This window comes from Pseudomonas sp. YNh (assembly GCF_037993085.1).
GTDB classification, from domain to species: domain Bacteria; phylum Pseudomonadota; class Gammaproteobacteria; order Pseudomonadales; family Pseudomonadaceae; genus Aquipseudomonas; species Aquipseudomonas putida.
The window spans coordinates 196133-221372 of the sequence record NZ_JBBMRJ010000007.1 but is presented as its reverse complement, the minus strand read 5'-3'; the positions used below and the strand labels follow the sequence as shown (position 1 = coordinate 221372).

Annotated in this window: 19 protein-coding genes; 16 read left to right on the top strand and 3 right to left on the bottom strand. The window is 61.9% G+C overall.

Annotation, left to right across the window (positions count from 1 at the left end):
• The first annotated feature begins 16 nt into the window (after positions 1-16).
• The 11 genes from WF331_RS09995 to WF331_RS09945 all read left to right on the top strand — a co-directional run bounded on the left by WF331_RS09995 (position 17) and on the right by WF331_RS09945 (position 13981).
• On the top strand, positions 17-2818 hold the full coding sequence (locus tag WF331_RS09995; RefSeq protein ID WP_174370956.1) for an LPS-assembly protein LptD: 2802 nt from the start codon (positions 17-19) through the stop codon (positions 2816-2818).
• Entirely contained in the window at positions 2799-4118 is a 1320-nt protein-coding gene (gene surA / locus WF331_RS09990) for a peptidylprolyl isomerase SurA (protein ID WP_340622859.1), read from the top strand. The genes WF331_RS09995 and surA overlap by 20 nt, the downstream gene beginning before the upstream one ends.
• A complete protein-coding gene (gene pdxA / locus WF331_RS09985; protein WP_016497707.1) occupies positions 4115-5104 on the top strand; it encodes a 4-hydroxythreonine-4-phosphate dehydrogenase PdxA in 990 nt (329 codons plus the stop codon). The genes surA and pdxA overlap by 4 nt, the downstream gene beginning before the upstream one ends.
• Complete coding sequence (gene rsmA / locus WF331_RS09980; protein ID WP_016497706.1) at positions 5101-5904, top strand: 16S rRNA (adenine(1518)-N(6)/adenine(1519)-N(6))-dimethyltransferase RsmA; 804 nt, start codon at positions 5101-5103, stop codon at positions 5902-5904. The genes pdxA and rsmA overlap by 4 nt, the downstream gene beginning before the upstream one ends.
• Positions 5905-6047: 143 nt before the next feature.
• Positions 6048-6428 carry a Co2+/Mg2+ efflux protein ApaG gene (apaG, locus tag WF331_RS09975; protein WP_016497705.1) on the top strand — a complete coding sequence of 127 codons (381 nt, stop codon included), beginning with the start codon at positions 6048-6050 and terminating at the stop codon, positions 6426-6428.
• On the top strand, positions 6428-7294 hold the full coding sequence (locus tag WF331_RS09970; RefSeq protein WP_284364578.1) for a symmetrical bis(5'-nucleosyl)-tetraphosphatase: 867 nt from the start codon (positions 6428-6430) through the stop codon (positions 7292-7294). The genes apaG and WF331_RS09970 overlap by 1 nt, the downstream gene beginning before the upstream one ends.
• Before the next feature lie 14 nt (positions 7295-7308).
• Positions 7309-7641 carry a thiosulfate sulfurtransferase GlpE gene (glpE, locus tag WF331_RS09965; protein ID WP_016484609.1) on the top strand — a complete coding sequence of 111 codons (333 nt, stop codon included), beginning with the start codon at positions 7309-7311 and terminating at the stop codon, positions 7639-7641.
• A gap of 284 nt (positions 7642-7925) precedes the next feature.
• Positions 7926-9848 carry a PrkA family serine protein kinase gene (locus tag WF331_RS09960; RefSeq protein WP_016497703.1) on the top strand — a complete coding sequence of 641 codons (1923 nt, stop codon included), beginning with the start codon at positions 7926-7928 and terminating at the stop codon, positions 9846-9848.
• 131 nt (positions 9849-9979) lie between these two features.
• Complete coding sequence (locus WF331_RS09955; RefSeq protein ID WP_016497702.1) at positions 9980-11254, top strand: YeaH/YhbH family protein; 1275 nt, start codon at positions 9980-9982, stop codon at positions 11252-11254.
• Positions 11251-12819 carry a SpoVR family protein gene (locus WF331_RS09950; protein ID WP_016497701.1) on the top strand — a complete coding sequence of 523 codons (1569 nt, stop codon included), beginning with the start codon at positions 11251-11253 and terminating at the stop codon, positions 12817-12819. Before WF331_RS09955 ends, WF331_RS09950 begins: the two co-directional genes overlap by 4 nt.
• Positions 12820-12874: 55 nt before the next feature.
• Entirely contained in the window at positions 12875-13981 is a 1107-nt protein-coding gene (locus tag WF331_RS09945) for a multifunctional CCA tRNA nucleotidyl transferase/2'3'-cyclic phosphodiesterase/2'nucleotidase/phosphatase (protein WP_284364571.1), read from the top strand.
• A 109-nt stretch (positions 13982-14090) separates the two neighbouring features.
• On the opposite strand, the gene folK is transcribed toward WF331_RS09945, so the two are convergent.
• Positions 14091-14600 carry a 2-amino-4-hydroxy-6-hydroxymethyldihydropteridine diphosphokinase gene (gene folK, locus WF331_RS09940; protein WP_340622858.1) on the bottom strand — a complete coding sequence of 170 codons (510 nt, stop codon included), beginning with the start codon at positions 14598-14600 and terminating at the stop codon, positions 14091-14093.
• Complete coding sequence (gene folB / locus WF331_RS09935; RefSeq protein ID WP_004375185.1) at positions 14591-14947, bottom strand: dihydroneopterin aldolase; 357 nt, start codon at positions 14945-14947, stop codon at positions 14591-14593. Before folB ends, folK begins: the two co-directional genes overlap by 10 nt.
• Positions 14948-15021: 74 nt before the next feature.
• On the opposite strand from folB, the gene plsY reads away from it, so the two are divergent.
• Entirely contained in the window at positions 15022-15591 is a 570-nt protein-coding gene (gene plsY / locus WF331_RS09930) for a glycerol-3-phosphate 1-O-acyltransferase PlsY (protein WP_016497698.1), read from the top strand.
• A 17-nt stretch (positions 15592-15608) separates the two neighbouring features.
• Here plsY and tsaD read toward each other — a convergent pair whose 3' ends face one another.
• A complete protein-coding gene (gene tsaD, locus WF331_RS09925; RefSeq protein WP_016497697.1) occupies positions 15609-16634 on the bottom strand; it encodes a tRNA (adenosine(37)-N6)-threonylcarbamoyltransferase complex transferase subunit TsaD in 1026 nt (341 codons plus the stop codon).
• Positions 16635-16838: 204 nt separating this feature from the next.
• Between tsaD and rpsU the strand changes: the two genes are divergently transcribed.
• From rpsU to WF331_RS09905, 4 genes are all read left to right on the top strand, one after another.
• Positions 16839-17054 (top strand): 30S ribosomal protein S21, encoded by a 216-nt coding sequence (rpsU, locus tag WF331_RS09920; RefSeq protein ID WP_003255575.1) that lies wholly within the window; start codon positions 16839-16841, stop codon positions 17052-17054.
• Between the two features lie 303 nt (positions 17055-17357).
• Positions 17358-19340: a DNA primase gene (dnaG, locus tag WF331_RS09915; protein ID WP_284364568.1), complete on the top strand. Its 1983-nt coding sequence runs from the start codon at positions 17358-17360 to the stop codon at positions 19338-19340.
• 67 nt (positions 19341-19407) lie between these two features.
• Positions 19408-21258: an RNA polymerase sigma factor RpoD gene (rpoD, locus tag WF331_RS09910; RefSeq protein WP_016497695.1), complete on the top strand. Its 1851-nt coding sequence runs from the start codon at positions 19408-19410 to the stop codon at positions 21256-21258.
• A 228-nt stretch (positions 21259-21486) separates the two neighbouring features.
• Complete coding sequence (locus WF331_RS09905) at positions 21487-25230, top strand: bifunctional diguanylate cyclase/phosphodiesterase (RefSeq protein WP_016497694.1); 3744 nt, start codon at positions 21487-21489, stop codon at positions 25228-25230.
• Positions 25231-25240 lie beyond the last annotated feature (10 nt).

The following is a 25240-nucleotide window of genomic DNA, read 5'->3' as shown; positions in this document are numbered from 1 at the left end:
AGCCCGGACTAATAAGATGGCATTGAAATCCCCCGCGTTTCGTAGAAAGTTTCCGTTGCTGGTAACCGGCGGTCTGCTGGCCCTGCAACCTCTGGCCACCTCATACGTAGTGGCAGCCGAACAGTTCGACTGCCAAGTGTCCGCCTCCGGTGGTTGGGACTGCAAGCCCAAAGCGCCAGTCAACAACCTGCCGCCGCGCCCGGTGCACGAAGGTGCGGCCGTCAGCTCCGGCACAGAAGCCGCGAGCGAAGCCGAAACCGCGGACCGGCCGATGCTGGTCACCGAGGCCAAGGGCCGTGCCCTGAAGTCGCGCAGCGAAGACTACAGCCACCTGGACTGGGTGCCGCGTGAAAAGCTCACCGCCGCGCAGCTGGCCGAAACCGGCCCGTACTGCGGTGGCGCCTACATCGAGCCAACCCGCCCAGGCATGGCCGATACCACGCCGAAGGACGAGTCGCCGACCTACATCAACGCCAAGGTGTCCAAGTACCAGCAGGAGCAGCAGATTGCTACCCTCGCCGGTGACGTGGTGATGCGCCAGGGCAGCATGCAGGCCGAGGCCGACGAGGCCAACCTTTACCAGACCGAAAACCGTGGCGAGCTCAAGGGCAACGTCCGGATCCGTGACAACGGTTCGCTGGTGGTCGGTGACGAGGCACAGATTCAGCTCGACACGGGCGAAGCCCAGGTCGACAACGCCGAATACGTGATGCACAAGTCGCACATCCGCGGCAGTGCCCTGTATGCCAAACGTGGTGAAAACGCCATCATCCGCCTCAAGGACGGTACGTACACCACCTGCGAACCGGGCAGCAACGCCTGGCAGCTGAAGGGCAACAACATCACCCTGAACCCGGCCACCGGTTTCGGTACTGCGACCAACGTTACGCTGCGGGTCAAGGATTTCCCGGTGTTCTACACACCGTACATTTACTTCCCGATCGACGACCGTCGCCAGTCCGGCTTCCTGCCGCCATCGTTCAGCAGCAGCAGCGACACCGGCTTCATGCTGGTCACGCCGTACTACTTCAACCTGGCGCCCAACTACGACGCCACGTTGTACCCGCGTTACATGACCAAACGCGGCCTGCTGATGGAAGGCGAGTTCCGCTACCTGACGCCTTCCAGCGAAGGCCAGCTCGGCGGCGCGTACCTGAACGACAAGAACGACGACCGCAAAGACCAGACTGACTACAAAGAACAGCGCTGGATGGTCAACTGGCAGCACAAGGGTGGCCTGGACGAGCGCCTGATGGCCGAGGTGGACTACACCGACATCAGCGACCCGTTCTACTTCCAGGACCTGGAGTCCGACCAGATCGGCGTGGAAAGCCGCGACCTGCTGAACCAGCAGGGTGCGCTTACATACCGTGGCGACAGCTACACCGCGCGCTTGAACGTGCATGCCTACGAGATGGCCACCATTTCGCAGATCACGCCGTATGACCGCCTACCGCAGATCACCTTCAACGGTGCCCTGCCGTTCCACCCGGGTGGCGTAAACATCGGTTACGAGACCGAAGCCGTACGCTTTGATCGTGACCTCAAGAACGACTTCGTCCTGAACAAGGACGGCCTACCAGACACCAGTGCTGGCCTGCCCGGCCGTCGCCTGGATGAAAACATCTCGGGCATTGCCCGAGCGAACGGCACTCGCCTGAACGTAGCGCCATCGATCAGCCTGCCCATGGAAGCCAGCTATGGCTACCTGACGCCGAAGCTGAAATATGCTTACACGCACTACGATCTTGACCTCGATAGCCAAGGCAAGACCCAGGCCCTGGCGCAATCTGCCAACCCGGCATACGGCAGCTATAACAGCACGCTGAACCGCGACGTGCCGATCTTCAGCGTCGACAGCGGCCTGTACTTCGACCGCAAGACCTCAATGTTCGGCACCGACTACAAGCAGACCCTCGAGCCGCGCCTGTTCTATCTCTATGTTCCGTACAAGGATCAGCGAGATATCCCGCTGTTCGACTCGGGCGAAACGCTGTTCAGCTATGACTCGCTGTTCCGCGACAACCGCTTCAGCGGCACTGACCGTATCGGCGACGAGAACAAACTGTCACTGGGCGTGACTACCCGCTGGATCGAAGAAAACGGCTTCGAGCGCCAGAACTTCAGCATCGGTCAGGCTTACTACTTCAAGGATCGCAAGGTCCAGTTGCCGGGCATCAACTACAGGACCCGCACAGACTCGCAGTCTGATGTCTCGCCATACGCCCTGGTGTACAACTACTACTTCAACCGCGACTGGCGCTTCAATTCGGACTTCAACTGGGATCCGGACAGCCGCAGCACCCGCTCGGGCAGCGCGATGTTCCACTACCAGCCTGAAGACAACCCGAACAAGGTGCTCAACCTCGGTTATCGCTACCGTAACGACACCATCTCCTATGACTCCCAGACCGGCACCTGGAAGACTGGCGGTGGCGACTATGGCGTTCCAGGCAGCGAGAACTACATCAAGGACTACTACAAGATCCAGCAGCACGATTTCTCGGTCATCTGGCCGATCGTTCCGCAGTGGAACGTCATCGCCCGCTGGCAGCATGACTACAACCGCAACCGCACGCTGGAAGCCATGGGTGGTTTCGAATACGACAACTGCTGCTGGAAGCTGCGCCTGATCAACCGTTACTGGATCGATTACGACGACTTCAGCCAGGCACTTCCGGCGAACGAAAAAGGCGACCACGGCATCTTCCTTCAGATCGTTCTGAAAGGGCTCGGTGGCGTAGTGGGCAACAAGGTCGAATCTTTCCTCGACCAAGGCATTCAAGGTTACCGTGAACGTGAAGACCAAGCTTATTGATCGTCTGCGCCCAGTGCTGCTGGGTGCCGTTTTGCTGAGTGGCGCGGTGAATGCCGCGGTACAGCCTCTTGATCGCGTTGTGGCCATCGTCGACAACGACGTGGTCATGCAAAGCCAGTTGGACCAGCGCGTCCGCGAGGTGCAGCAAACCATCGCCAAGCGCGGCGGCGGCGTGCCACCGACCGGTGCCCTGGAACAGCAGGTACTGGAACGCCTGATCGTCGAGAACCTGCAGCTGCAGATCGGCGAGCGCTCCGGCATCCGCATCACTGACGAAGAGCTGAACCAGGCCATCGGCACCATTGCCCAGCGCAATGGTATGTCGCTGGACCAGTTCCGCGCTGCCCTGGCCCATGACGGCCTGTCGTTCGACGACGCTCGCGAGCAGGTCAAGCGCGAGATGATCATCAGCCGCGTGCGCCAGCGTCGCGTGGCCGAACGCATCCAGGTGTCGGAGCAGGAAGTGAAGAACTTCCTCAACTCCGACATGGGCAAGATGCAGATGTCGGAAGAGTACCGCCTGGCCAACATCCTCATCCCGACCCCGGAAGCCGCCAGCTCGGATGATATCCAGAAGGCTGCGCGCAAGGTGGGTGACGTGTACCAGCAACTGCGCCAGGGCGCCGACTTTGGCCAGATGGCGATTGCCAACTCGGCCAGCGAAAACGCCCTGGAAGGCGGCGAGATGGGCTGGCGTAAAGCCGGCCAACTGCCACCAGACTTCGCCAAGATGCTCAGCAGCATGCCGGTCGGTGATATCACCCAGCCTATTCGCATCCCCAACGGCTTCATCATCCTCAAGCTCGAGGAGAAGCGCGGTGGCAGCGAGAACGTGCTGCGCGACGAAGTGCATGTACGCCACATCCTGATCAAGCCAAGTGAAATCCGCAGCGAAGCGGCCACCGAGCAACTGGCCGAGCGCCTGTACGATCGCATCAAGAACGGCGAAGACTTCGGCGAGCTGGCGAAGAGCTTCTCGGAAGACCCGGGTTCGGCGCTCAACGGCGGCGACCTCAACTGGGTAGACCCGAACAGCCTGGTACCGGAGTTCCGCGAACAGATGGCCAACGCCCAGCAAGGCGTAGTGACCAAGCCGTTCAAGACCCAGTACGGCTGGCACGTTCTGGAAGTGCTGGGCCGCCGCGCCACCGACAGCACCGAACAGGCACGTGAGCAACAGGCCCAGAGTGTCCTGCGCAATCGCAAGTACGACGAAGAGCTGCAAACCTGGCTGCGCCAGATTCGCGACGAAGCCTACGTTGAAATCAAGCTGCCTGGCGCTGACCAGGCCGCCCAGTGAAGCCCCAGCGCTTCGCCGTCACCCCTGGCGAGCCCGCCGGCATAGGTCCCGACCTGTGCCTGCTGCTCGCCGCAGACGCCCAGCCCCACCCCCTGATCGCCATCACCAGCCGTGACCTGCTCGCCGAGCGGGCCACGCAGCTGGGCCTGGCCGTCAGCCTGCTGCCAGTCGCCCCGGGCCAATGGCCCGACCGGCCGGCACCCGCGGGCAGCCTGTACGTGTGGGATACCCCTCTTGCAGCCCCGGTAGTGCCAGGCCAGCTCGACAAAGCCAACGCGGCGTTCGTGCTGGAAACCCTGACCCGCGCCGGGCAAGGCTGCCTGGATGGGCATTTTGCCGGGATGATCACCGCCCCCGTGCACAAGGGCGTGATCAACGAAAGCGGTATCGCCTTCTCCGGGCATACCGAGTTCCTTGCCGAACTGACCCACACCGCGCAAGTGGTAATGATGCTGGCCACCCGCGGCCTGCGTGTGGCCCTGGTGACCACGCACCTGCCGCTGCGTGATATTGCCGACGCAATCACTGCCGAGCGCGTCGAACGTGTAACCCGTATCCTGCATGCCGACATGCGCGACAAGTTCGGCATTGCCAACCCGCGCATACTGGTGTGTGGCCTGAACCCGCACGCGGGCGAGGGTGGCCACCTGGGCCGCGAAGAAATCGACATCATCGAGCCGACCTTGGCCCGCCTGCGCACCGAAGGCATGGACCTGCGCGGGCCGCTGCCGGCCGATACCCTGTTTACCCCCAAATATCTGGAGCACTGCGACGCAGTGCTGGCGATGTACCACGACCAAGGCCTGCCTGTACTCAAGTACAAAGGCTTCGGCGCTGCAGTCAACGTGACCCTGGGCCTGCCGATCATCCGCACGTCGGTCGATCACGGCACCGCCCTGGACCTCGCCGGCACCGGCAACGTCGACACCGGCAGCCTGCGCGTCGCGCTGGAAACCGCCTACCAGATGGCCGAGAACCGACCATGAACGAGCAATACCAACACCGGGCGCGCAAGCGCTTCGGCCAGAACTTCCTGCACGACGCCGGCATCATCGACCGCATCCTGCGTGCCATCAACGCCAAGGCCGGCGAACACCTGCTGGAAATCGGCCCGGGCCAGGGCGCCCTGACCGAAGGCCTGCTGGGCAGCGGCGCACAACTGGACGTGGTGGAGCTGGACAAGGACCTGGTGCCGATCCTGCAGCACAAGTTCGGTAACCGCAGCAACTTCCGGCTGCACCAGGGCGACGCCCTGAAGTTCGACTTCAACCAGCTGGGCGTGCCACCGCGCAGCCTCAAGGTGGTGGGCAACCTGCCCTACAACATCTCCACCCCGCTGATCTTCCACCTGCTCAGCCATGCCGGCCTGATCCGCGACATGCACTTCATGCTGCAAAAGGAAGTGGTCGAGCGCATGGCCGCCGGCCCTGGCGGTGGTGACTGGGGGCGCTTGTCGATCATGGTGCAGTACCACTGCCGCGTCGAACACCTGTTCAATGTGGGCCCTGGCGCCTTCAACCCGCCGCCGAAAGTGGACTCGGCCATCGTCCGCCTGGTACCGCACGAAGTGCTGCCGTTCCCGGCCAAGGACCACCTGCTGCTGGAGCGGGTCGTTCGTGAAGCCTTCAACCAGCGTCGCAAGACACTGCGCAACACCCTGAAAGGCCTGCTCGACAGCGCAGCCATCGAGGCAGCCGGCGTGGATGGCAGCCTGCGCCCCGAACAGCTGGACCTGGCCGCCTTTGTGCGCCTGGCTGACCAGCTGGCTGATCAGCAACAAGCCTGATCCAGCCTGTACTGGCCTCTTCGCGGGTTCACCCGCGAACAGGCCGGCGCTGACAACAAAGACCACAAGCCCCACACCGCTGGCCCTCCCCCCTCCCAATGGCCTAGACTGCATTATTGCGTCAGCTCGCCCAAGGCCATTGCATGTCCGATCCTCGCTATCTGATCGACGTCAGCGTCGTGACCCGCTACCTGAAAGAACAATCCGACCCCGAAAACAGTCGTTTCGCCTTCGCCTACACCATCACCGTGCACAACAGCGGCTCGCTCAAGGCCAAGCTGCTGTCACGCCACTGGCTGATCACCAATGGTGACGGCGAGGTCGAGGAAGTGCGTGGCTCCGGCGTGGTCGGCCAACAACCCAACATCGATCCGGGCCAGAGCCACACCTATAGCAGCGGTGCGGTAATCACCACCCGTGTGGGTACCATGCAGGGCAGTTACCAGATGTTCGCCGAAGACGGTAAGCGCTTCGACGCCGAGATCGCCCCCTTCCGCCTCGCGGTGCCCGGGGCACTGCACTGATGGCAACCTACGCCGTCGGTGACGTGCAGGGCTGCCTGCAGCCCCTCAAGTGCCTGCTCGAACGTGTCAGCTTCAACCCGGCCGTCGACCGCCTGTGGCTGGTCGGTGACCTGGTAAACCGCGGCCCCGAATCACTGGAAACCCTGCGCTTCCTGTATTCGATCCGTCAGTCGCTGGTTTGCGTGCTGGGCAACCATGACCTGCACCTGCTGGCCGCCTGGCACAACGTCGAGCGTCTGAAAAAAAGCGACACGCTGCGCGAGATCATCGAAGCACCGGACGCCGACCTGCTGTTCCACTGGCTGCGCCAGCAAAAACTGCTGCATTACGACGAGGCACGCGGCATTGCCATGGCGCACGCGGGCATCCCGCCACAGTGGACGCTCGGCCAGGCCCTTGGTCTTGCGGCTGAGGTGGAAGAGGTACTGCGCGACGATGGCCGCCTGAAGCTGTACCTCGACGGCATGTACGGCAACGAGCCGAACAAGTGGAGCAAGCGCCTCACCGGCATCGAACGCCTGCGAGTCATTACCAACTATTTCACACGCATGCGCTTCTGCACCGCCGAGGGCAAGCTCGACCTCAAGAGCAAGGAAGGCCTGGGCACCGCGCCCAAGGGTTACAAGCCCTGGTTTGCACACAGGGACCGCCGCTCGCGGCATGTGAAGATCATCTTCGGCCATTGGGCCGCCCTCGAAGGCCGCGTCGACGAGCCGGGCGTCATCGCCCTGGACACCGGCTGCGTGTGGGGCGGCGCCATGACCCTGTACAACGTCGACAGTGGCGAATACCACCGCTGCGACTGCGCCGACGACGGCACCCTGCGCCAGCCGGCACAACCCACTACACTCAACGACCACACCTGAAGGAAGTAGTACCCATGAGCGAATTCAAGCGCATCCCTCCCGAGCAGGCCTTGGAGCTTCGCAAGCAAGAAGGTGCGGTCGTCGTCGACATTCGTGACTCGCAAGCCTTCGCCGCAGGCCACATCACCGGCGCCCGGCACCTGGATAACCATTCGGTTGCAGACTTCATCCGCAACGCCGACCTCGACGCCCCGACCCTGGTGGTCTGCTACCACGGCAACTCCAGCCAGAGCGCTGCCGCCTACCTGGTAGGCCAGGGCTTTTCCGACGTGTACAGCGTGGACGGCGGCTTTGAGCTGTGGCGCGCTACCTACCCGGCCGAGACCGCCCAAGGCACCGCCGAATAAATATTTTCATTTTTACTGCAGCCCGCGCCACGTGCGGGCTTGCGGCTTATCTGACGAACGGTCGTTCGCAACTTCTCCGCCCCCCGCCCTTGAACTTACCGATAACCAACTATTCTTAAGCGCAGGCCATCCAGAAAAAGGGGAGAGCCGGTACACCGGCGTGCGGGTCATCGGTAGCGTTACAGGGTGTTCTGGGGGGTATACAGCAACCGTCAAAACCGGTTGCATGCCAGCATCAGCTGACTGATCCGGCGTCGTCTCCACGTATCGAGCGAGGTGACGTCATGAGTATTTTTAGCCACTTCCAACAACGTTTCGAGTCCACGCGCCAGGAAGAACTCTCGCTGCAGGAGTACCTCGAGCTGTGCAAAGGGGATCGCAGTGCCTACGCATCGGCGGCCGAACGGCTGTTGCTGGCCATCGGTGAGCCAGAGCTGATCGACACCTCTACCAACTCCAGGCTGTCGCGCATCTTCTCCAACAAGGTTATCCGCCGCTATCCGGCCTTTGCCGACTTCCATGGCATGGAAGAGTGCATCGACCAGATCGTGTCTTATTTCCGCCACGCCGCCCAAGGCCTGGAAGAAAAGAAACAGATCCTCTATCTGCTGGGCCCGGTGGGGGGCGGTAAATCGTCGCTGGCCGAAAAACTCAAGCAGCTGATGGAAAAGGTACCGTTCTATGCCATCAAGGGCTCGCCGGTATTCGAGTCGCCCCTGGGGCTTTTCAACGCCACCGAAGACGGGGCCATCCTCGAGGAAGAGTACGGCATCTCGCGGCGCTACCTGAACACCATCATGTCGCCTTGGGCCACCAAGCGCCTGCAGGAGTTCGGCGGCGACATCAGCAAGTTCAAAGTGGTCAAGCTGTACCCGTCGATCCTCAACCAGATCGCCATCGCCAAGACCGAACCGGGCGACGAGAACAACCAGGACATTTCCGCCCTGGTCGGCAAGGTCGATATCCGCAAGCTCGAAGAATTCCCGCAGAACGACGCCGATGCCTACAGCTATTCGGGCGCGCTGTGCCGGGCCAACCAGGGCCTGATGGAATTCGTCGAGATGTTCAAGGCGCCGATCAAGGTCCTGCACCCACTGCTCACGGCCACCCAGGAAGGTAACTACAACAGTACCGAAGGGCTGGGTGCCATTCCCTACACCGGTATCCTGTTGGCCCACTCCAACGAATCGGAGTGGCACACCTTCCGCAACAACAAGAACAACGAGGCGTTCATCGACCGGATCTACATCGTCAAGGTGCCGTACTGCCTGCGCGTCAGCGATGAGATCAAGATCTACGACAAGTTGCTGATCAACAGCTCGCTGGCCAAGGCCCATTGCGCGCCAGACACCCTCAAGATGCTCGCCCAGTTCACTGTACTCTCGCGCCTCAAGGAGCCAGAGAACTCCAACATCTACTCGAAGATGCGCGTCTACGACGGCGAGAACCTCAAGGACACCGATCCGAAGGCCAAGTCGATCCAGGAGTACCGGGACTCGGCAGGCGTCGACGAGGGCATGAACGGCCTGTCGACCCGCTTCGCCTTCAAGATCCTTTCCAAAGTCTTCAACTTCGACCCACACGAGATTGCGGCCAACCCGGTTCACCTGCTGTACGTGCTCGAACAGCAGATCGAACAGGAACAGTTCCCGGCCGAAGTGCGCGAACGCTACCTGCGCTACCTGAAGGAGTACCTGGCACCGCGCTATATCGAGTTCATCGGCAAGGAAATCCAGACTGCCTACCTGGAGTCCTACAGCGAATACGGCCAGAACATTTTCGACCGCTACGTGCTGTACGCCGACTTCTGGATCCAGGACCAGGAATACCGCGACCCGGAAACCGGCGAAATCCTCAACCGCATCGCCCTGAACGAAGAACTGGAGAAGATCGAGAAACCGGCCGGCATCAGCAACCCGAAAGATTTCCGCAACGAAATCGTCAACTTCGTGCTGCGTGCCCGTGCCAACAACAACGGCAAGAACCCGAGCTGGCTCAGCTATGAAAAGCTGCGGGTGGTGATCGAGAAGAAAATGTTCTCCAACACCGAGGACCTGCTGCCGGTCATCAGCTTCAACGCCAAGGCCAGCAAGGAGGACCAACAGAAGCACAACGACTTCGTCACGCGCATGGTGGAGCGTGGCTACACCGACAAACAGGTTCGTCTGCTGTCGGAATGGTACCTGCGGGTCAGGAAATCGCAATAAAGCGACAAGCTACACACTGCGCGCCCAAGGCTGGCAAGCCAGCCTTGGGCGGCAGCAACTGCCTTGCTGCCATTAGGTGCAGCGAGCCCGTAGCTTGAAGCGTGCAGCTGTTCCCAGCTACCGGAGGGACCATGAGCTACGTTATAGACCGACGCCTGAACGGCAAGAACAAGAGCACGGTCAACCGTCAGCGCTTTCTGCGACGGTACCGTGAACACATCAAGAAAGCCGTCGAAGAGGCGGTAAGCCGCCGTTCCATCATGGATATGGAACATGGCGAACAAATCAGCATTCCGGGGCGCGACATCGACGAACCCGTGCTCCACCACGGTCGCGGCGGCAAACAGACTGTCGTACACCCGGGCAACAAGGAATTCACTGCCGGCGAACATATCCCCAGGCCACAAGGTGGCGGCGGGGGTGGCGGCGGCCGCGGCAAAGCGGGCAATTCCGGCGACGGCATGGACGACTTCGTCTTCCAGATCACCCAGGAAGAATTCCTCGAATTCATGTTCGAGGATCTCGAACTGCCCAACCTGGTCAAACGTCACCTGACCGGGACCGACACCTTCAAGACCGTGCGTGCGGGCATCGCCAACGAGGGCAACCCGTCACGCATCAATATCGTGCGCACCCTGCGCTCGGCCCATGCCCGGCGTATCGCCCTGACCGGCAGCAGCCGCGCACTGCTGCGCGAAGCACAAAAGGAACTCGACCGCCTGCGGGTCGAGGAGCCGGACAACTTCACCGATATCCAGGAAGTCGAACAGGAAATCGAACGCCTGAAGGCACGCATCAACCGCTTGCCCTTCCTCGACACCTTCGACCTCAAGTACAACCTGCTGGTCAAGCAGCCCAACCCCAGCTCCAAGGCAGTGATGTTCTGCCTGATGGACGTGTCCGGCTCCATGACCCAGGCCACCAAGGACATCGCCAAGCGCTTCTTCATCCTGTTGTACCTGTTCCTCAAGCGTAACTACGACCGCATCGAAGTGGTGTTCATCCGCCACCACACCAGCGCCCGGGAAGTCGACGAGGAAGAGTTCTTCTACTCGCGGGAAACCGGCGGCACCATCGTCTCCAGCGCGCTCAAGCTGATGCAGGAGATCATGGCCGAACGCTACCCGGCCAGCGACTGGAACATCTACGCCGCTCAGGCTTCTGACGGCGATAACTGGAACGACGACTCGCCGATCTGCCGCGAGATCCTGTCCAAGCAGATCATGCCGCACGTGCAGTACTACACTTACGTCGAGATCACCCCCCGTGAGCACCAGGCGCTGTGGTACGAATACGAACGCATCGGCGAAGCCTTCCCCGACACGTTCGCCCAGCAGCAGTTGGTATCGGCCGGCGACATCTACCCGGTCTTCCGTGAACTCTTCCAGCGCAGGTTAGCCACATGACCGCCAGAGCACAGAGACGCCAACCCATTTCCACCGGGTCCGAGTGGACGTTCGAGCTGATCCAGACCTACGACCGGGAAATCGGCCGCCTGGCCGAACGGTACGCCCTGGACACTTACCCCAACCAGATCGAGGTGATCACGGCCGAGCAGATGATGGACGCCTATGCCTCGGTCGGCATGCCTCTGGGTTACCACCACTGGTCCTACGGCAAACAGTTCCTCAGCACAGAAAAGTCCTACAGCCGTGGCCAGATGGGCCTGGCCTACGAAATCGTGATCAACTCCGACCCCTGCATCGCCTACCTGATGGAAGAAAACACCATGTGCATGCAGGCACTGGTGATTGCCCACGCCTGCTATGGCCATAACAGCTTCTTCAAAGGCAACTACCTGTTCCGCACCTGGACCGACGCCAGCTCCATCATCGATTACCTGGTGTTTGCCAAGCAGTACATCGCCCAGTGCGAAGAGCGCCACGGCATCGACGCCGTGGAAGACCTGATCGACTCCTGCCATGCCCTGATGAACTACGGCGTGGACCGCTACAAACGCCCCTACCCCATCTCCGCAGAAGAGGAACGGCGGCGCCAGAAGGAGCGTGAGGAGCACCTGCAGCGCCAGATCAACGACCTGTGGCGCACCATCCCGAAAAGCGCCGAAAGGGGCAACGAACGCGATGAGGGGCGCTTCCCCGCCGAACCACAGGAGAACATCCTGTATTTCATCGAGAAGAATGCTCCGCTGCTCGAACCCTGGCAGCGTGAAGTGGTGCGCATCGTGCGCAAGATCGCCCAGTACTTCTACCCGCAGCGCCAGACCCAAGTCATGAACGAAGGCTGGGCAACCTTCTGGCACTACACGCTCATGAACGACCTGTACGACGAGGGGCTGATCACTGAAGGCTTCATGATGGAGTTCTTGACCTCGCACACCAGCGTGGTGTTCCAGCCCGGCTTCGACAGCCCCTACTACAGCGGCATCAACCCCTACGCACTGGGCTTTGCGATGTACACCGACATCCGCCGCATGTGCGAAAACCCGACCGATGAAGATCGCCACTGGTTCCCCGACATTGCTGGCAGTGACTGGCTTTCTACCATCAAGTTTGCCATGAGCAGCTTCAAGGACGAGAGCTTCATCCTGCAATACCTTTCGCCCAAGGTAATGCGCGACCTCAAGCTGTTCAGCATCCTCGACGACGACCAGCGCGACGACCTGCTGGTGCCCGCCATCCACGATGAAGCCGGCTACCGGGTGATTCGTGAAATGCTGGCCGCGCAGTACAACCTGGGTAACCGTGAACCGAACGTGCAGATCTGGAGCGTTGACCGTCGCGGTGACCGCTCGCTGACGCTGCGCCACCAGCAACACAACCGCAAACCGCTGGGCGACTCAACCGATGAAGTGCTCAAGCACCTGCATCGCCTGTGGGGCTTCGATATCCACCTGGAGACCGTACAGGGCGAGCAAGTGATGAAAACCCACCACATGCCACCCCGTGGCGAGCACGGCGAAAGCGCCGACTACGGGCGCATGGACCTGGCTGTCATTCACCACCTCTAGTGCTACGCCATAACTGCCGACGGGTTATCCTGTCGGCAGTTATGGAGAGCTGCACATGCACATCTACAAAGTCGGCGGCGCCGTGCGCGACCGCTTGCTCGGCCTTCCTGTCAGCGATATCGACTGGCTGGTGGTAGGCGCCACCGTTGAAGAAATGCACGCCAAGGGTTATCGGCCGGTGGGCGCTGATTTTCCGGTATTCCTGCACCCGAAAACCGGCGAGGAATATGCCTTGGCGCGCACCGAGCGCAAGAGCGGGCGCGGTTATGGCGGATTCACTTTTCACGCCAGCCCTGACGTGACACTGGAGGAAGACCTGATTCGCCGTGATTTGACCATCAACGCGATGGCCGAGGACGAGGCAGGTACGGTGTACGACCCCCACCACGGCAAAGACGATCTCGAAAGACGAATTTTACGCCACGTTTCCCCGGCATTCACCGAAGATCCCTTGCGCGTGCTGCGCGTCGCGCGCTTTGCTGCCCGCTATGCACCGCTAGGTTTCCGGGTTGCCGAAGAGACGCTTGAGCTGATGCGCCAGATCAGCGCCTCTGGCGAGCTGCAGGCGCTGACTGCAGAGCGCAGCTGGAAGGAAATCGAGCGGGCGCTGATGGAGGCACAGCCCCAGGTGTTCTTCCAGGTGCTGCGCGATTGCGACGCCCTGCAGGCCCTGCTGCCTGAGCTTGTTGACGATGCCATGGCCCTGGCGGCTCTGGAACAGGCAGCGGCGCATGAACAGCCTCTGCACGTGCGCTGGGCGTGCCTGTTGCGCGGCCTGGCACCGGCATCGATCAAAGCCGTCAACCAGCGCCTCAAGGCCCCAAGGGATTGCCAGGAGCTGGCCTTACTGACCGGAGAGTGCCTGGCACAAGGTAATCAGGCGCTGGAGCTGCCAGCCACGGCGCTACTGGAGCTGTTGCAGAAGTTCGATGTTTACCGACGGCCGCAGCGGTTCGAGGATTTTGTGGTCGCTTGCCAGATGGCGGCGCTAGGTGATGGCCAGCCAGGTTATCCACAGGCCGATTACCTGCGCGGCGCAGCAGCAGCGGCGCGAGCGGTGGATGTGAAACCGTTGGTGCAGGCTGGGCTGACTGGGCAGGCACTGGGCGAAGCGCTCAAGGCCGAGCGGCTGAAAGCGCTTGAGGCTTACCAACTCGACTGACCATACCGGCCTCTTCGCGGCTAAAGCCGCTCCCAAAGGTACAACGTGGGCCAGAAACCTGCGTAGTACTTGTGGGAGCGGCTTTAGCCGCAAAAGGGCCGGAACAGCCTTAAGCGGGTGTCAGCTGCAACCCACGCCACTCGAAGGCGACCGGGGCCAGTACCTGGTCAATCTGTGCCTCCTGCCACAACCGGGCCATGCTCTTGCCTGCCCCCGGATGCACCAGCTCGGGCGCCAGCAACGACAGCGGCCACAGCACAAACGCGTTCTTCAGGATCTCGGCCCGGGGCAGGACCAGCCCGTCGAAGGTGCCGTGCAGATCGTCATACATCAGCACATCGATATCCAGCGACAGCCCTTTGCGGTCCGGCGCGTAACGGCCATTTTCGGCCTCGATGAACTTCAGCCGACGGTCCAGTTCGATCAGCGGCAGTGCGGTTTGCCCGGTCACTACGAAATTGATGAACGGCCCGCTCTTGATCCCCACCGGCTGGCTTTCGAACACCGGCGAGCAGCGCATGTCGGTGAGGATGCCCGCCAACGCATCGAGCCCGGCGCACAAGTGCGCCTCACGGTCGATGTTGCTGCCAAGGCCAAGGTAAACCGTGCTCAGAGACATCCGCGCTCGATCTCCACGCCAACACCGCCACGGGCCGCCGGTACCGCACCCGGCTTGGTCAGTTTCAACCGCACCCAGGGGATATGGAATTCTTCCATCAAGGTTGCCACCAGGCGCTCGGCAAAGGTTTCCACCAACTCGAAACGGGCCTGCTCGGCAAACGCCTGGATGCGTGCCGAGACACTGGCGTAGTCCAGCGCCAGGTTCAGGTCGTCACCCGCTGCGGCCGGGCGGTTGTCCCAGGCAAAGCTCAGGTCCAGGCGCAAGCACTGGCGAATATCCCGCTCCCAGTCATAGGCACCGATGACGGTATCGACTTCCAGGCCTTCGATGAACACTCTGTCCAAGCACTTCTCTCCACAGCACGACAAGGGCGACTGGCGCCGTTAGAATCAGGGCGTCCTCGCCCGGAATAGTTAGCATGTTTTGGTTACTGGCGTTGCTCGCCTACCTGCTCGGCTCACTGTCCTTCGCCATTCTCCTCAGCCGCCTTTCGGGCAGCCCGGACCCGCGTTCCAGTGGTTCAGGCAATGCCGGCGCTACCAACATGCTACGCCTGGCAGGCCGTAAACTGGCGATCCTGACCCTGCTTGGCGACCTGTGCAAGGGCCTTTTGCCGGTATTGCTCGCCCGCGTTGCCGGGCTGGACCTGCACGCGCAAGCCTGGGTGGGCGTGTGCGCGGTGCTGGGCCACCTGTTCCCCCTGTACTTCCGCTTCCGGGGTGGCAAGGGCGTGGCCACGGCTGCCGGCATGCTCATGGGCCTGTATTTCCCGGCCGCGCTGCTGGCCATCGGCGCCTGGCTGCTGACGTTCTACCTCACCCGCACCAGCTCGCTGGCGGCGCTGATTGCCACGCCGCTGACCTTGCCATTGCTGGCCTGGCGCGAGCCCGAAGCACTGCTGCCGATCACCGTGCTGACCGTGATGATCGTGTGGCGCCACCGCAACAACCTGCGCGACCTGTTCGCCGGACGCGAACGGCACTTCTGAGCGTTCGGCTTCACACGTTACAGCGGCGGCAACTGCTCCATCGGCCAGCGCGCCTGCACGCTGATCGCCAGGTCCTGGTGCTGCCCCGCCAACAGGCGCTGGCAACCGGCGTAGGCGATCATCGCGCCGTTGTCGGTACAGAACTGCGGGCGCGCGTAGTACACGTTGCCCTTGATGCTGCCGAGCATGTCTTCGAGGGACGCTCGCAAAGCCTTGTTGGCACTCACACCACCGGCGATGACCAGGCGCTTGAGGCCGGTCTGCTTGAGCGCCCGCTTGCACTTGATGGTCAAAGTCTCCACCACCGCCTGCTGGAATGCCAGGGACAGGTCGCAACGGGTTTGCTCACTGTCGTCGCCAGCGTTCTTGCATTGCTGCCAGGTGTTGAGGGCGAAGGTCTTGAGGCCACTGAAGCTGAATTCCAGGCCCGGGCGGTCGGTCATCGGCCGCGGGAACACGAAGCGACCAGGTACACCCTGCTCGGCCAGGCGCGCGATTTCCGGGCCGCCGGGGTAGTTGAGGCCGATCAGCTTTGCGGTCTTGTCGAACGCTTCGCCGGCGGCATCGTCCAGGCTTTCGCCCAGCAGTTCGTACTGACCGATGCCATCGACGCGTACCAGCTGGGTGTGTCCGCCTGAAACCAACAAAGCGACGAACGGAAACTCAGGTGGGTTTTCTTCCAGCATGGGCGCCAGCAAGTGGCCTTCCATGTGGTGTACGCCAATTGCCGGAATGTCCCAGGCAAAGGCCAGCGCCTGTGCGCAGGAGGCGCCCACCAGCAATGCGCCGACCAGGCCAGGACCCGCGGTGTAGGCAATGGCGTCGATCTCGGTGGCGACGCAGCCCGCCTCCTCCAGCACCTGGCGAATGAGCGGCAACATGCGCTTCACGTGGTCACGCGAGGCAAGCTCGGGAACAACACCGCCAAACACGCGATGCAGGTCAATCTGGCTGAACAGTGCGTCGGCCAACAAGCCGCGCTCACTGTCGTATAATGCGACGCCAGTTTCGTCGCAGGATGTTTCCAATCCCAGTACTAGCATGGGTTCGTCCCTTGTGGGGGCTGAATTCGAAGGCGCGCATGATAGTCCCCGTGTCGGATGCCGACCAGCGGTTTTCGATCAGAGGCTTTGCATTCCGGCTTGCTAAGGGTTAACATCCGCAACCCTTGAAAACCGACGTTCTCCAGCACACCTTTGTTTTGCCAGGAGCACGTCTACCCCGGTAATGAATTAAGGTAGCCCTGGATGCCAGCCGTCAAAGTTAAAGAGAACGAACCCTTCGACGTAGCTCTGCGTCGTTTCAAGCGCTCCTGCGAAAAAGCCGGTGTACTGGCTGAAGTTCGTAGCCGCGAGTTTTACGAGAAGCCGACCGCCGAGCGTAAGCGCAAAGCAGCTGCTGCTGTTAAGCGTCACGCCAAGAAAGTACAGCGCGAACAGCGCCGCGCCGTTCGTCTGTACTAATACAGACGTTCTACGCAAAGCTTCTGCCCTGCCCGGCTAACCGCCGGGTGATGGCAGCGGTCGTTTCAAACTTGAGCAGCTAGCTCAAGGCCCCGCACAAGCTTCACGCGAAGTGCACAGGGGCAACCTGCCTGAAACGTCAGAGCTGGTCTTTCTTGCTGTATGACCAGACGTGCACGTCCGACTGACGGGCCCTTAGGGGCTGGCGACGAGCACACATTCCCTCGCACTTCCCCAAGCATCACCTGCCCCATTCGGCGCGTGAGCGATTAGACTTGCCAGTTGCCAGATGACGAGACTGCCATGGCCGGGCTGATTCCCCAGAGTTTCATTGACGACCTGATCAACCGCCTCGACATCGTCGACGTGGTGAGTTCGCGCGTCCAGCTGAAAAAAACCGGCAAAAACTACTCGGCCTGCTGCCCGTTCCACAAAGAGAAGACACCGTCCTTCACGGTCAGCCCCGACAAGCAGTTCTACTACTGCTTCGGCTGCGGCGCCGGCGGCAACGCCCTGGGCTTCGTCATGGACCACGACAACCTGGACTTCCCCCAGGCTGTCGAAGAACTGGCCCGCGCCGCTGGCATGGAAGTGCCCCGCGAGCAAGGCCGCCGCGACCACAAGCCTCGCCAGCCAACCGACTCGCCGCTGTACCCGCTGCTGGACGCCGCCTCGGAGTTCTACCGCCAGGCCCTGCGCAGCCACCCGACCCGCAAGGCCGCAGTGGACTATCTCAAGGGCCGCGGCCTGTCCGGGGAGATCGCTCGCGATTTCTGCCTGGGCTTCGCCCCGCCCGGCTGGGACAACCTGCTCAAGCACCTGGGTGCTGACGCCCTGCAGCAAAAGGTGATGATCGATGCCGGCCTGCTGATCGAAAACGCCGAAAGCGGCAAGCGCTACGACCGTTTCCGCGACCGGGTGATGTTCCCCATTCGCGACAGCCGCGGGCGCATCATCGCCTTCGGCGGCCGGGTACTGGGCGACGACAAGCCCAAGTACCTGAACTCCCCGGAAACCCCGGTGTTCCACAAGGGCCAGGAACTGTACGGGCTGTACGAGGCGCGCAAGCATAACCGCAACCTCGACGAAATCATCGTCGTCGAGGGCTACATGGACGTCATCGCCCTGGCTCAACAGGGCCTGCGCAATGCCGTGGCTACCCTTGGCACCGCCACCAGCGAAGAGCACCTCAAGCGCCTTTTCCGGGTAGTGCCCAGCGTGCTGTTCTGCTTCGACGGCGACCAGGCCGGGCGCAAGGCCGCCTGGCGTGCGCTGGAGTCGACCCTGTCGAACCTGCAGGACGGCCGCCGCGCGCGCTTCCTGTTCCTGCCCGAAGGCGAAGACCCGGACAGCCTGGTGCGCGCCGAAGGCACCGATGCCTTCAGGGCCCGCATCAACCAGCACGCCCAGCCGCTGGCCGACTACTTCTTCGAGCAACTGGGCGTTGAAGCCGACCCGCGATCGCTGGAGGGCAAGGCGCACATGGCGACCCTGGCCGCACCGTTGATCGAAAAGATCCCTGGCGCCAACCTGCGCCAACTGATGCGCAACCGCCTGAAGGAAATCACCGGCCTGGACCCGCAGCAGGTCGAGCAACTGGCCCAACAAGCGCCAGCAGCCAGCAGTGTGCCGGACTACGACCCTGGCTACGACTACGACGCCATGGCCAGCTACACCCCTGACTACGGCGACATGCCGCAGCACGACTTCGTCCCCGCTCAGCAGGAGCAGGCGTGGAAGCCGAACAAGGGCGGAGGCAAAAAGCAGTGGAGCGACAAACCCTGGGACAAGAACCGCAAAGGCGGCAAGCCCTGGCAGCAACGAGATGAAGCGCCACCGCGCGTGCCTGCCCCGGTCGAGCCGCCTACCCTGGCCGCCCTGCGCACCCTGCTGCACCACCCGCTGCTGGCCGGCAAGGTGGAAGATGCCAGCCACTTTGCCGACGAAGAACACTTGTACAGCCAGCTGCTGGTGTCATTGATCGAAGCCGCACAGAAAAATCCTGGGCTAAGCTCAATGCAGTTGATCGCGCGCTGGCATGGCACCGAACAGGGCCGCCTGCTGCGGGCCCTGGCGGAAAAGGAATGGCTGATCGTAGCCGACAACCTTGAACAACAGTTTTTCGACACTATAACTAGCTTGTCCGCCCGCCAACGCGAGCGCAGCCTGGAACAACTGCTCAGGAAATCACGTCAAAGTGAGTTGACCAGCGAGGAAAAAACCCAGCTCCTCGCCCTGCTGAGCCGGAATGTTCCCGCACAAACGCCGACCTCATCTGGCGCGTGAGGCCCATGCTCGGGTATAATCCTCGGCTTGTTTTTTGCCCGCCAAGACCTTCAGTGGATAGGGTGTTATGTCCGGAAAAGCGCAACAGCAGTCTCGTATCAAAGAGTTGATCACCCGCGGTCGTGAGCAGGGCTACCTGACTTACGCGGAGGTCAACGACCACCTGCCTGAGGATATTTCAGATCCTGAACAGGTGGAAGACATCATCCGCATGATCAACGACATGGGGATCAACGTATTCGAGAGTGCTCCGGATGCGGATGCCCTTCTGTTGGCGGAAGCCGACACCGACGAAGCCGCGGCCGAAGAAGCCGCTGCTGCGTTGGCGGCAGTTGAAACCGATATCGGCCGCACGACCGACCCGGTGCGCATGTACATGCGTGAAATGGGTACCGTCGAGCTTCTGACCCGCGAAGGCGAGATCGAAATCGCCAAGCGTATCGAGGAAGGCATCCGTGAAGTCATGGGCGCCATCGCTCACTTCCCGGGCACTGTCGATTACATTCTCGGCGAATATGACCGCGTCACCACCGAGGGCGGCCGCCTGTCGGACGTGCTCAGCGGTTACATCGACCCTGACGACAACATCGCCGCGCCGACCGAAGAGGTGCCGATCCCTGGCGCCAAGGCCGCAGCTGCGAAGGAAGAGTCTGACGACGAAGAGGAAGAAGCCGAGAGCAGTGACGACGAGGAAGAGACCGAGAGCGGTCCGGACCCGGTAGTCGCAGCCCAACGTTTCGGTGCGGTATCCGACCAGCTTCAAGCGACCTTCAAGGTCGTGAAGAAGCACGGTCGTGCCCACAAGGAAAGCATCGCGGCCCTGCAAGCCCTCGCCGACCTGTTCATGCCGATCAAGCTGGTACCCAAGCAGTTCGAGGTCCTGGTAGAGCGTGTTCGTGATGCCCTGAACCGTCTGCGTCAGCAAGAGCGCGCCATCATGCAGCTGTGCGTGCGTGATGCCCGCATGCCGCGTGCCGACTTCCTGCGCATGTTCCCGAGCAACGAAACCGACCAGACCTGGAGCGGTGACCTGGCCAAGCGCAACACCAAATGGGCTGCTGCCCTGGGTGAAAAGGACGCCGCCATCGTCGCTTGCCAGCAGAAGCTGATCGACCTTGAGACCGAAACCGGCCTGACCGTTGCCGAGATCAAGGACATCAACCGTCGCATGTCGATCGGTGAAGCGAAGGCCCGTCGCGCCAAGAAAGAAATGGTCGAGGCGAACCTGCGTCTGGTGATCTCCATCGCCAAGAAGTACACCAACCGTGGCCTGCAGTTCCTCGACCTGATCCAGGAAGGCAACATCGGCTTGATGAAAGCGGTGGACAAGTTCGAATACCGTCGCGGCTACAAGTTCTCGACCTACGCCACCTGGTGGATCCGCCAGGCGATCACCCGTTCGATCGCCGACCAGGCACGCACCATCCGTATTCCGGTGCACATGATCGAGACGATCAACAAGCTCAACCGTATTTCCCGCCAGATGCTGCAGGAAATGGGTCGCGAACCGACCCCGGAAGAGCTGGGCGAGCGCATGGAAATGCCTGAGGACAAGATCCGCAAGGTACTGAAGATCGCCAAAGAGCCGATCTCCATGGAAACCCCGATCGGTGACGACGAAGATTCGCACCTGGGCGACTTCATCGAGGACTCGACCATGCAGTCCCCGATCGACGTGGCCACGGTCGAAAGCCTCAAGGAAGCCACCCGTGACGTGCTCTCGGGCCTGACTGCACGCGAAGCCAAGGTGCTGCGCATGCGCTTCGGTATCGACATGAACACCGACCACACCCTCGAAGAGGTGGGTAAGCAGTTTGACGTAACGCGTGAGCGGATCCGTCAGATCGAAGCGAAGGCGTTGCGCAAACTGCGCCACCCGACTCGCAGCGAGCATCTGCGCTCCTTCCTCGACGAGTGATGACAAAACCCCGGCCCAGGCCGGGGTTTTTCTTTTCTGTCTTTTGAAACGCTCGCGGTCCCTGTAGGGCAGCCTTGTGCTGCGAAGAGGCCATCCGGGTCACCGTACACCTGCGCCCATACCGGCCCATTCGCAGCACAAAGCTGCTCCTACACGTATCTCGCTTACCCCACGCTTGCGCAATGCCCGTCTACACTCGACGTCAGACCCCAAAAATGCGAGGCCGCTATGCCGCTCATGCCGGCCATTCTGCTGCTGCTCCTGATTTTGTGGAACACAACGGCCGGCGCCCTGACCCTGACAGACGAGGAGAAAGCCTGGCTGGCTGCCCACCAACAGCTGAGCCTGGGCGTAGACGCCTCTTGGCCACCGTTCGAGTTTCGCGACCAGGAGGGCCGGTACCAGGGATTGGCCGCCGATTACATCGCCGCGATCCAGCAACGCCTGGGCGTGACGCTTAAACCGGTCGAGCCCAGCAGCTGGACCGAGGTATTGGCGCAAGCGCGGGAAAACCGCATCGACCTGCTGCCCGGTATCATGTCCACCCCCGAACGCCAAGGCTACCTGGCCTTCACCCGCCCGTACCTCGACTTCCCCATCGTCATCCTCGCCCACAAAGGCGGCGCACAACCGCGCAAACTGGACGACCTGTACGGCCTGAAGATAGCCGTGGTCGAAAACTACGCCCCGCACGAACTGCTGCGTACGCATCACCCCGACCTCAACCTGGTGGCACTGCCCAATGTGAGCTCCACCTTGCAGGCCTTGGCCACCGATCAGGTGGACGCCGTGGTCGGCGACCTCGCTTCAAGCATCTGGAGCCTGCGCCAGCTCAAGCTCGATGGGCTCTACGTCAGTGGCGAAACGCCCTACCGCTACCAGTTGGCCATGGCCGCACCACGCGACAACAAAGTGCTGGTGGGCATTCTGGACAAAGTCATGGCCGACATGAGCAGCGGCGAAGTCAGCCAGATCCAGCAGCGCTGGGTGGGTAATGTGGTCGACCAACGGATGTTCTGGTCTGACCTGCTGGTGTATGGCCTGCCAACGGTGCTGTTGCTGATGGCCGTGCTGGCCGTGGTGATCCGTATCAATCGTCGGCTCAGCTCGGAAATTTCCCGGCGTATCGCACTGGAGCAGGAGCTGCGCAGCAGCGAGTACCACTACCGCGGCCTGGTCGAGAGCCTGTCCGCCATCGCCTGGGAAGCCGATGCCAACGACTTCACCTACAGCTACGTCTCCCCACATGCCGAAGACTTGCTTGGCTACCCGCTGAGCGACTGGCTCAGGCCGGGCTTCTGGCGCAGCATCCTGCATCCGGAGGACGCCCTCTGGGCCCAGGCCTACTGCGACAGCGAAACCGCAGCCGGACGCGACCATAGCCTGGACTATCGGGTAATCCGGGCTGACGGCCAGCCCCTGTGGGTACGCAATATCGTCAGCATGATCGAACACGGGCACCAGCCAGTGATGCGCGGGCTGATGATCGACATCAGCGAAACCAAGCGTACCGAGGACGCCCTACGCCTTTCCGAACAAAAGTTTGCCTCGGTGTTCCAGCAGTGCCCCGACATTCTGCTGATCGCCCGCCACAGCGACGGCTGCCTGCTGGAGGTGAACGAAGCCTTCGAAGAGCAGATCGGCCTGACCGCGGGACAGGTGCTTGGCCGCAGCGCTACGGATCTGCACCTGTGGGGTGTCGAAGGCTCCGGCCCCCCGCTGCTTGAGCGCCTGCACCAAGGCGGCATCCGCAACCTGGAAATGAGCTTCCGGCGCAGCAATGGCCAACTGTTCACCGGCCTCACCTCGGCCGAAACCTTCGAACTCGACGGCACCCCGGCACTGGTGGTGGCGGTGCGCGACATCAGCCAGCTCAAGGAAACCCAGGGGCAGTTGCAAACCTCGGAAGAGAAATTCGCCAAGGCCTTCCACGCTTCGCCCGACGGCCTGCTGCTGTCGCGCCAGAGCGACGGTTTGCTGCTTGAGGTGAACGAAGGCTTCTGCCGCCTCACAGGCTACGACCTCAACCCGACCATCGACCAGACCTCGCTTGACCTGGGTATCTGGGTCGACCTCAACGAACGCAAACGCATGGTCGACCAGCTCAACCGCGACGGCTTCGTGCGCGACTTCACCTGCCACATCCGCCGCAGCGACGGGCAGATCCGCCTGTGCGAGCTGTCCGCCAGGCCCCTGCCGATTGGCGGCGTCGATTGCATGCTGACCATCGCCCGCGACATCACCGAGCGCCACCTGATGCAGGAAAAACTGCAGCTGGCCGCCACCGTGTTCGAGAACACCGCCGAAGGCGTGCTGATCACCGACATCGACCAACGCATCAGTGCCGTCAACCGCGCCTTCAGCGAAATCACCGGCTACAGCGAGATCGAAGCCCTCGGCCAGACCCCTCGCCTGCTTGCCTCCGGCCAGCATGACAGCGCCTTCTATGCCGCCATGTGGCACCAGCTTACTGCCGAGGGCCACTGGCAAGGTGAGATCTACAACAAGCGCAAGAACGGCGAACTGTACCCCGGCTGGCTGACCATCAGTGCGGTGCGCAACAGCGAACGCGAGATCACCCACTTCGTTGCCGTGTTCGCCGACATTTCCAGCCTCAAGCACGCCCAGGCCAAGCTCGACTACCAGGCCCACCACGACCCGCTGACGGGCCTGCCGAACCGTGCCTTGTTCGAGAACCGCCTGCAGGCCGTGCTCACTTGCGCTCAGGTGTCCAACCGCCAGGGCGCGGTGCTGTTCCTTGACCTCGACCGCTTCAAGCACATCAACGACAGCCTTGGCCACCCGGTCGGCGACCTGCTGCTCAAGGGCATCGCACAGCGCTTGAAAGAACAGGTGCGGGACGTCGACACCGTGGCCCGCCTGGGCGGCGACGAGTTCATCATCCTGCTGCCCGGCCTGCACAAGCCCAGTGACGCCAGCACCATCGCCAACAAGCTGCTGGCCTGCTTTGTCGCACCGTTCCAGGCCGGTGAGCACGAGTTCTTCACCAGCGCCAGCATCGGCATCAGCCTGTATCCGCAGGACGGCACCGACGTGGCCACGCTGATCCGCAACGCCGACGCTGCCATGTACCGCTCCAAAGCCAAAGGCCGCAACCGCGTTGAAGCCTACACCCGCGACCTGACCGCCCAGGCCAGCGAGCGCATCGCCCTGGAGCACGAGCTGCGCCGAGCCGTCGAACGCAACGAAATGAGCCTGTGCTTCCAGCCCAAGCTCAGCCTCAAGACCCAGAACCTGGTAGGCGCCGAGGCGCTGATCCGCTGGAGCCACCCGACCTTTGGTGAAGTGCCGCCAGAGCACTTCATCCACCTGGCAGAAGAGAACGGCACCATCCTCCAGCTCGGCGACTGGGTACTGGAACAAGCCTGTCGGCAGATGCAGGCCTGGAAGCAGCACTACGAACCCTTCGGCCCATTGTCGATCAACCTCGCCGGCGCCCAGCTACGCCAGCCACACCTGGCCCGGCGCATCGAACAGTTGCTCAAGCACTACCAGCTCAAGGCGGGTGACCTGCAACTGGAGATCACCGAAAACTTCATCATGAGCCAAGCGGAAGAAGCGCTGGCCGTGCTGTACCAGCTGAAAAAACTGGGCGTGCAGCTGGCCATCGACGACTTTGGCACCGGCTATTCATCGCTGAGCTATCTCAAGCGCCTGCCGCTGGACATTCTCAAGATCGACAAGTCGTTCATCCGTGGCCTGCCCGACGACCCCCACGACGCCGCCATCGCCCGTGCGATCATTGCCCTGGGCCGCAGCATGCAACTGACCATCATTGCCGAGGGCGTGGAAAACCAGGCTCAGCAACGCTTCCTGGCGGCCGAGGGCTGCGAGCAGATCCAGGGCTACATCGTCAGCCTCCCGCTGCCGCCAAGCGAGTTCGCGGCAACGTTTCTTCGCATAGCACTATCGGATCTTTCAGATGGCACAGGTGCGAAACCCTCGTTATAATCCGGCCACT

Excerpts from the sequence above, each read along its gene's own strand:
- rpsU (WP_003255575.1), top strand. The coding sequence starts at position 16,839 with ATGCCAGCCGTCAAAGTTAAAGAGAACGAACCCTTCGACGTAGCTCTG.
- dnaG (WP_284364568.1), top strand. The coding sequence starts at position 17,358 with ATGGCCGGGCTGATTCCCCAGAGTTTCATTGACGACCTGATCAACCGC.
- WF331_RS09905 (WP_016497694.1), top strand. The coding sequence starts at position 21,487 with ATGCCGCTCATGCCGGCCATTCTGCTGCTGCTCCTGATTTTGTGGAAC.
- WF331_RS09950 (WP_016497701.1), top strand. The coding sequence starts at position 11,251 with ATGACCGCCAGAGCACAGAGACGCCAACCCATTTCCACCGGGTCCGAG.
- WF331_RS09955 (WP_016497702.1), top strand. The coding sequence starts at position 9,980 with ATGAGCTACGTTATAGACCGACGCCTGAACGGCAAGAACAAGAGCACG.
- rpoD (WP_016497695.1), top strand. The coding sequence starts at position 19,408 with ATGTCCGGAAAAGCGCAACAGCAGTCTCGTATCAAAGAGTTGATCACC.
- WF331_RS09995 (WP_174370956.1), top strand. The coding sequence starts at position 17 with ATGGCATTGAAATCCCCCGCGTTTCGTAGAAAGTTTCCGTTGCTGGTA.
- WF331_RS09970 (WP_284364578.1), top strand. The coding sequence starts at position 6,428 with ATGGCAACCTACGCCGTCGGTGACGTGCAGGGCTGCCTGCAGCCCCTC.
- apaG (WP_016497705.1), top strand. The coding sequence starts at position 6,048 with ATGTCCGATCCTCGCTATCTGATCGACGTCAGCGTCGTGACCCGCTAC.
- tsaD (WP_016497697.1), bottom strand. The coding sequence starts at position 16,634 with ATGCTAGTACTGGGATTGGAAACATCCTGCGACGAAACTGGCGTCGCA.
- rsmA (WP_016497706.1), top strand. The coding sequence starts at position 5,101 with ATGAACGAGCAATACCAACACCGGGCGCGCAAGCGCTTCGGCCAGAAC.
- plsY (WP_016497698.1), top strand. The coding sequence starts at position 15,022 with ATGTTTTGGTTACTGGCGTTGCTCGCCTACCTGCTCGGCTCACTGTCC.
- WF331_RS09945 (WP_284364571.1), top strand. The coding sequence starts at position 12,875 with ATGCACATCTACAAAGTCGGCGGCGCCGTGCGCGACCGCTTGCTCGGC.
- glpE (WP_016484609.1), top strand. The coding sequence starts at position 7,309 with ATGAGCGAATTCAAGCGCATCCCTCCCGAGCAGGCCTTGGAGCTTCGC.
- WF331_RS09960 (WP_016497703.1), top strand. The coding sequence starts at position 7,926 with ATGAGTATTTTTAGCCACTTCCAACAACGTTTCGAGTCCACGCGCCAG.
- folK (WP_340622858.1), bottom strand. The coding sequence starts at position 14,600 with ATGTCTCTGAGCACGGTTTACCTTGGCCTTGGCAGCAACATCGACCGT.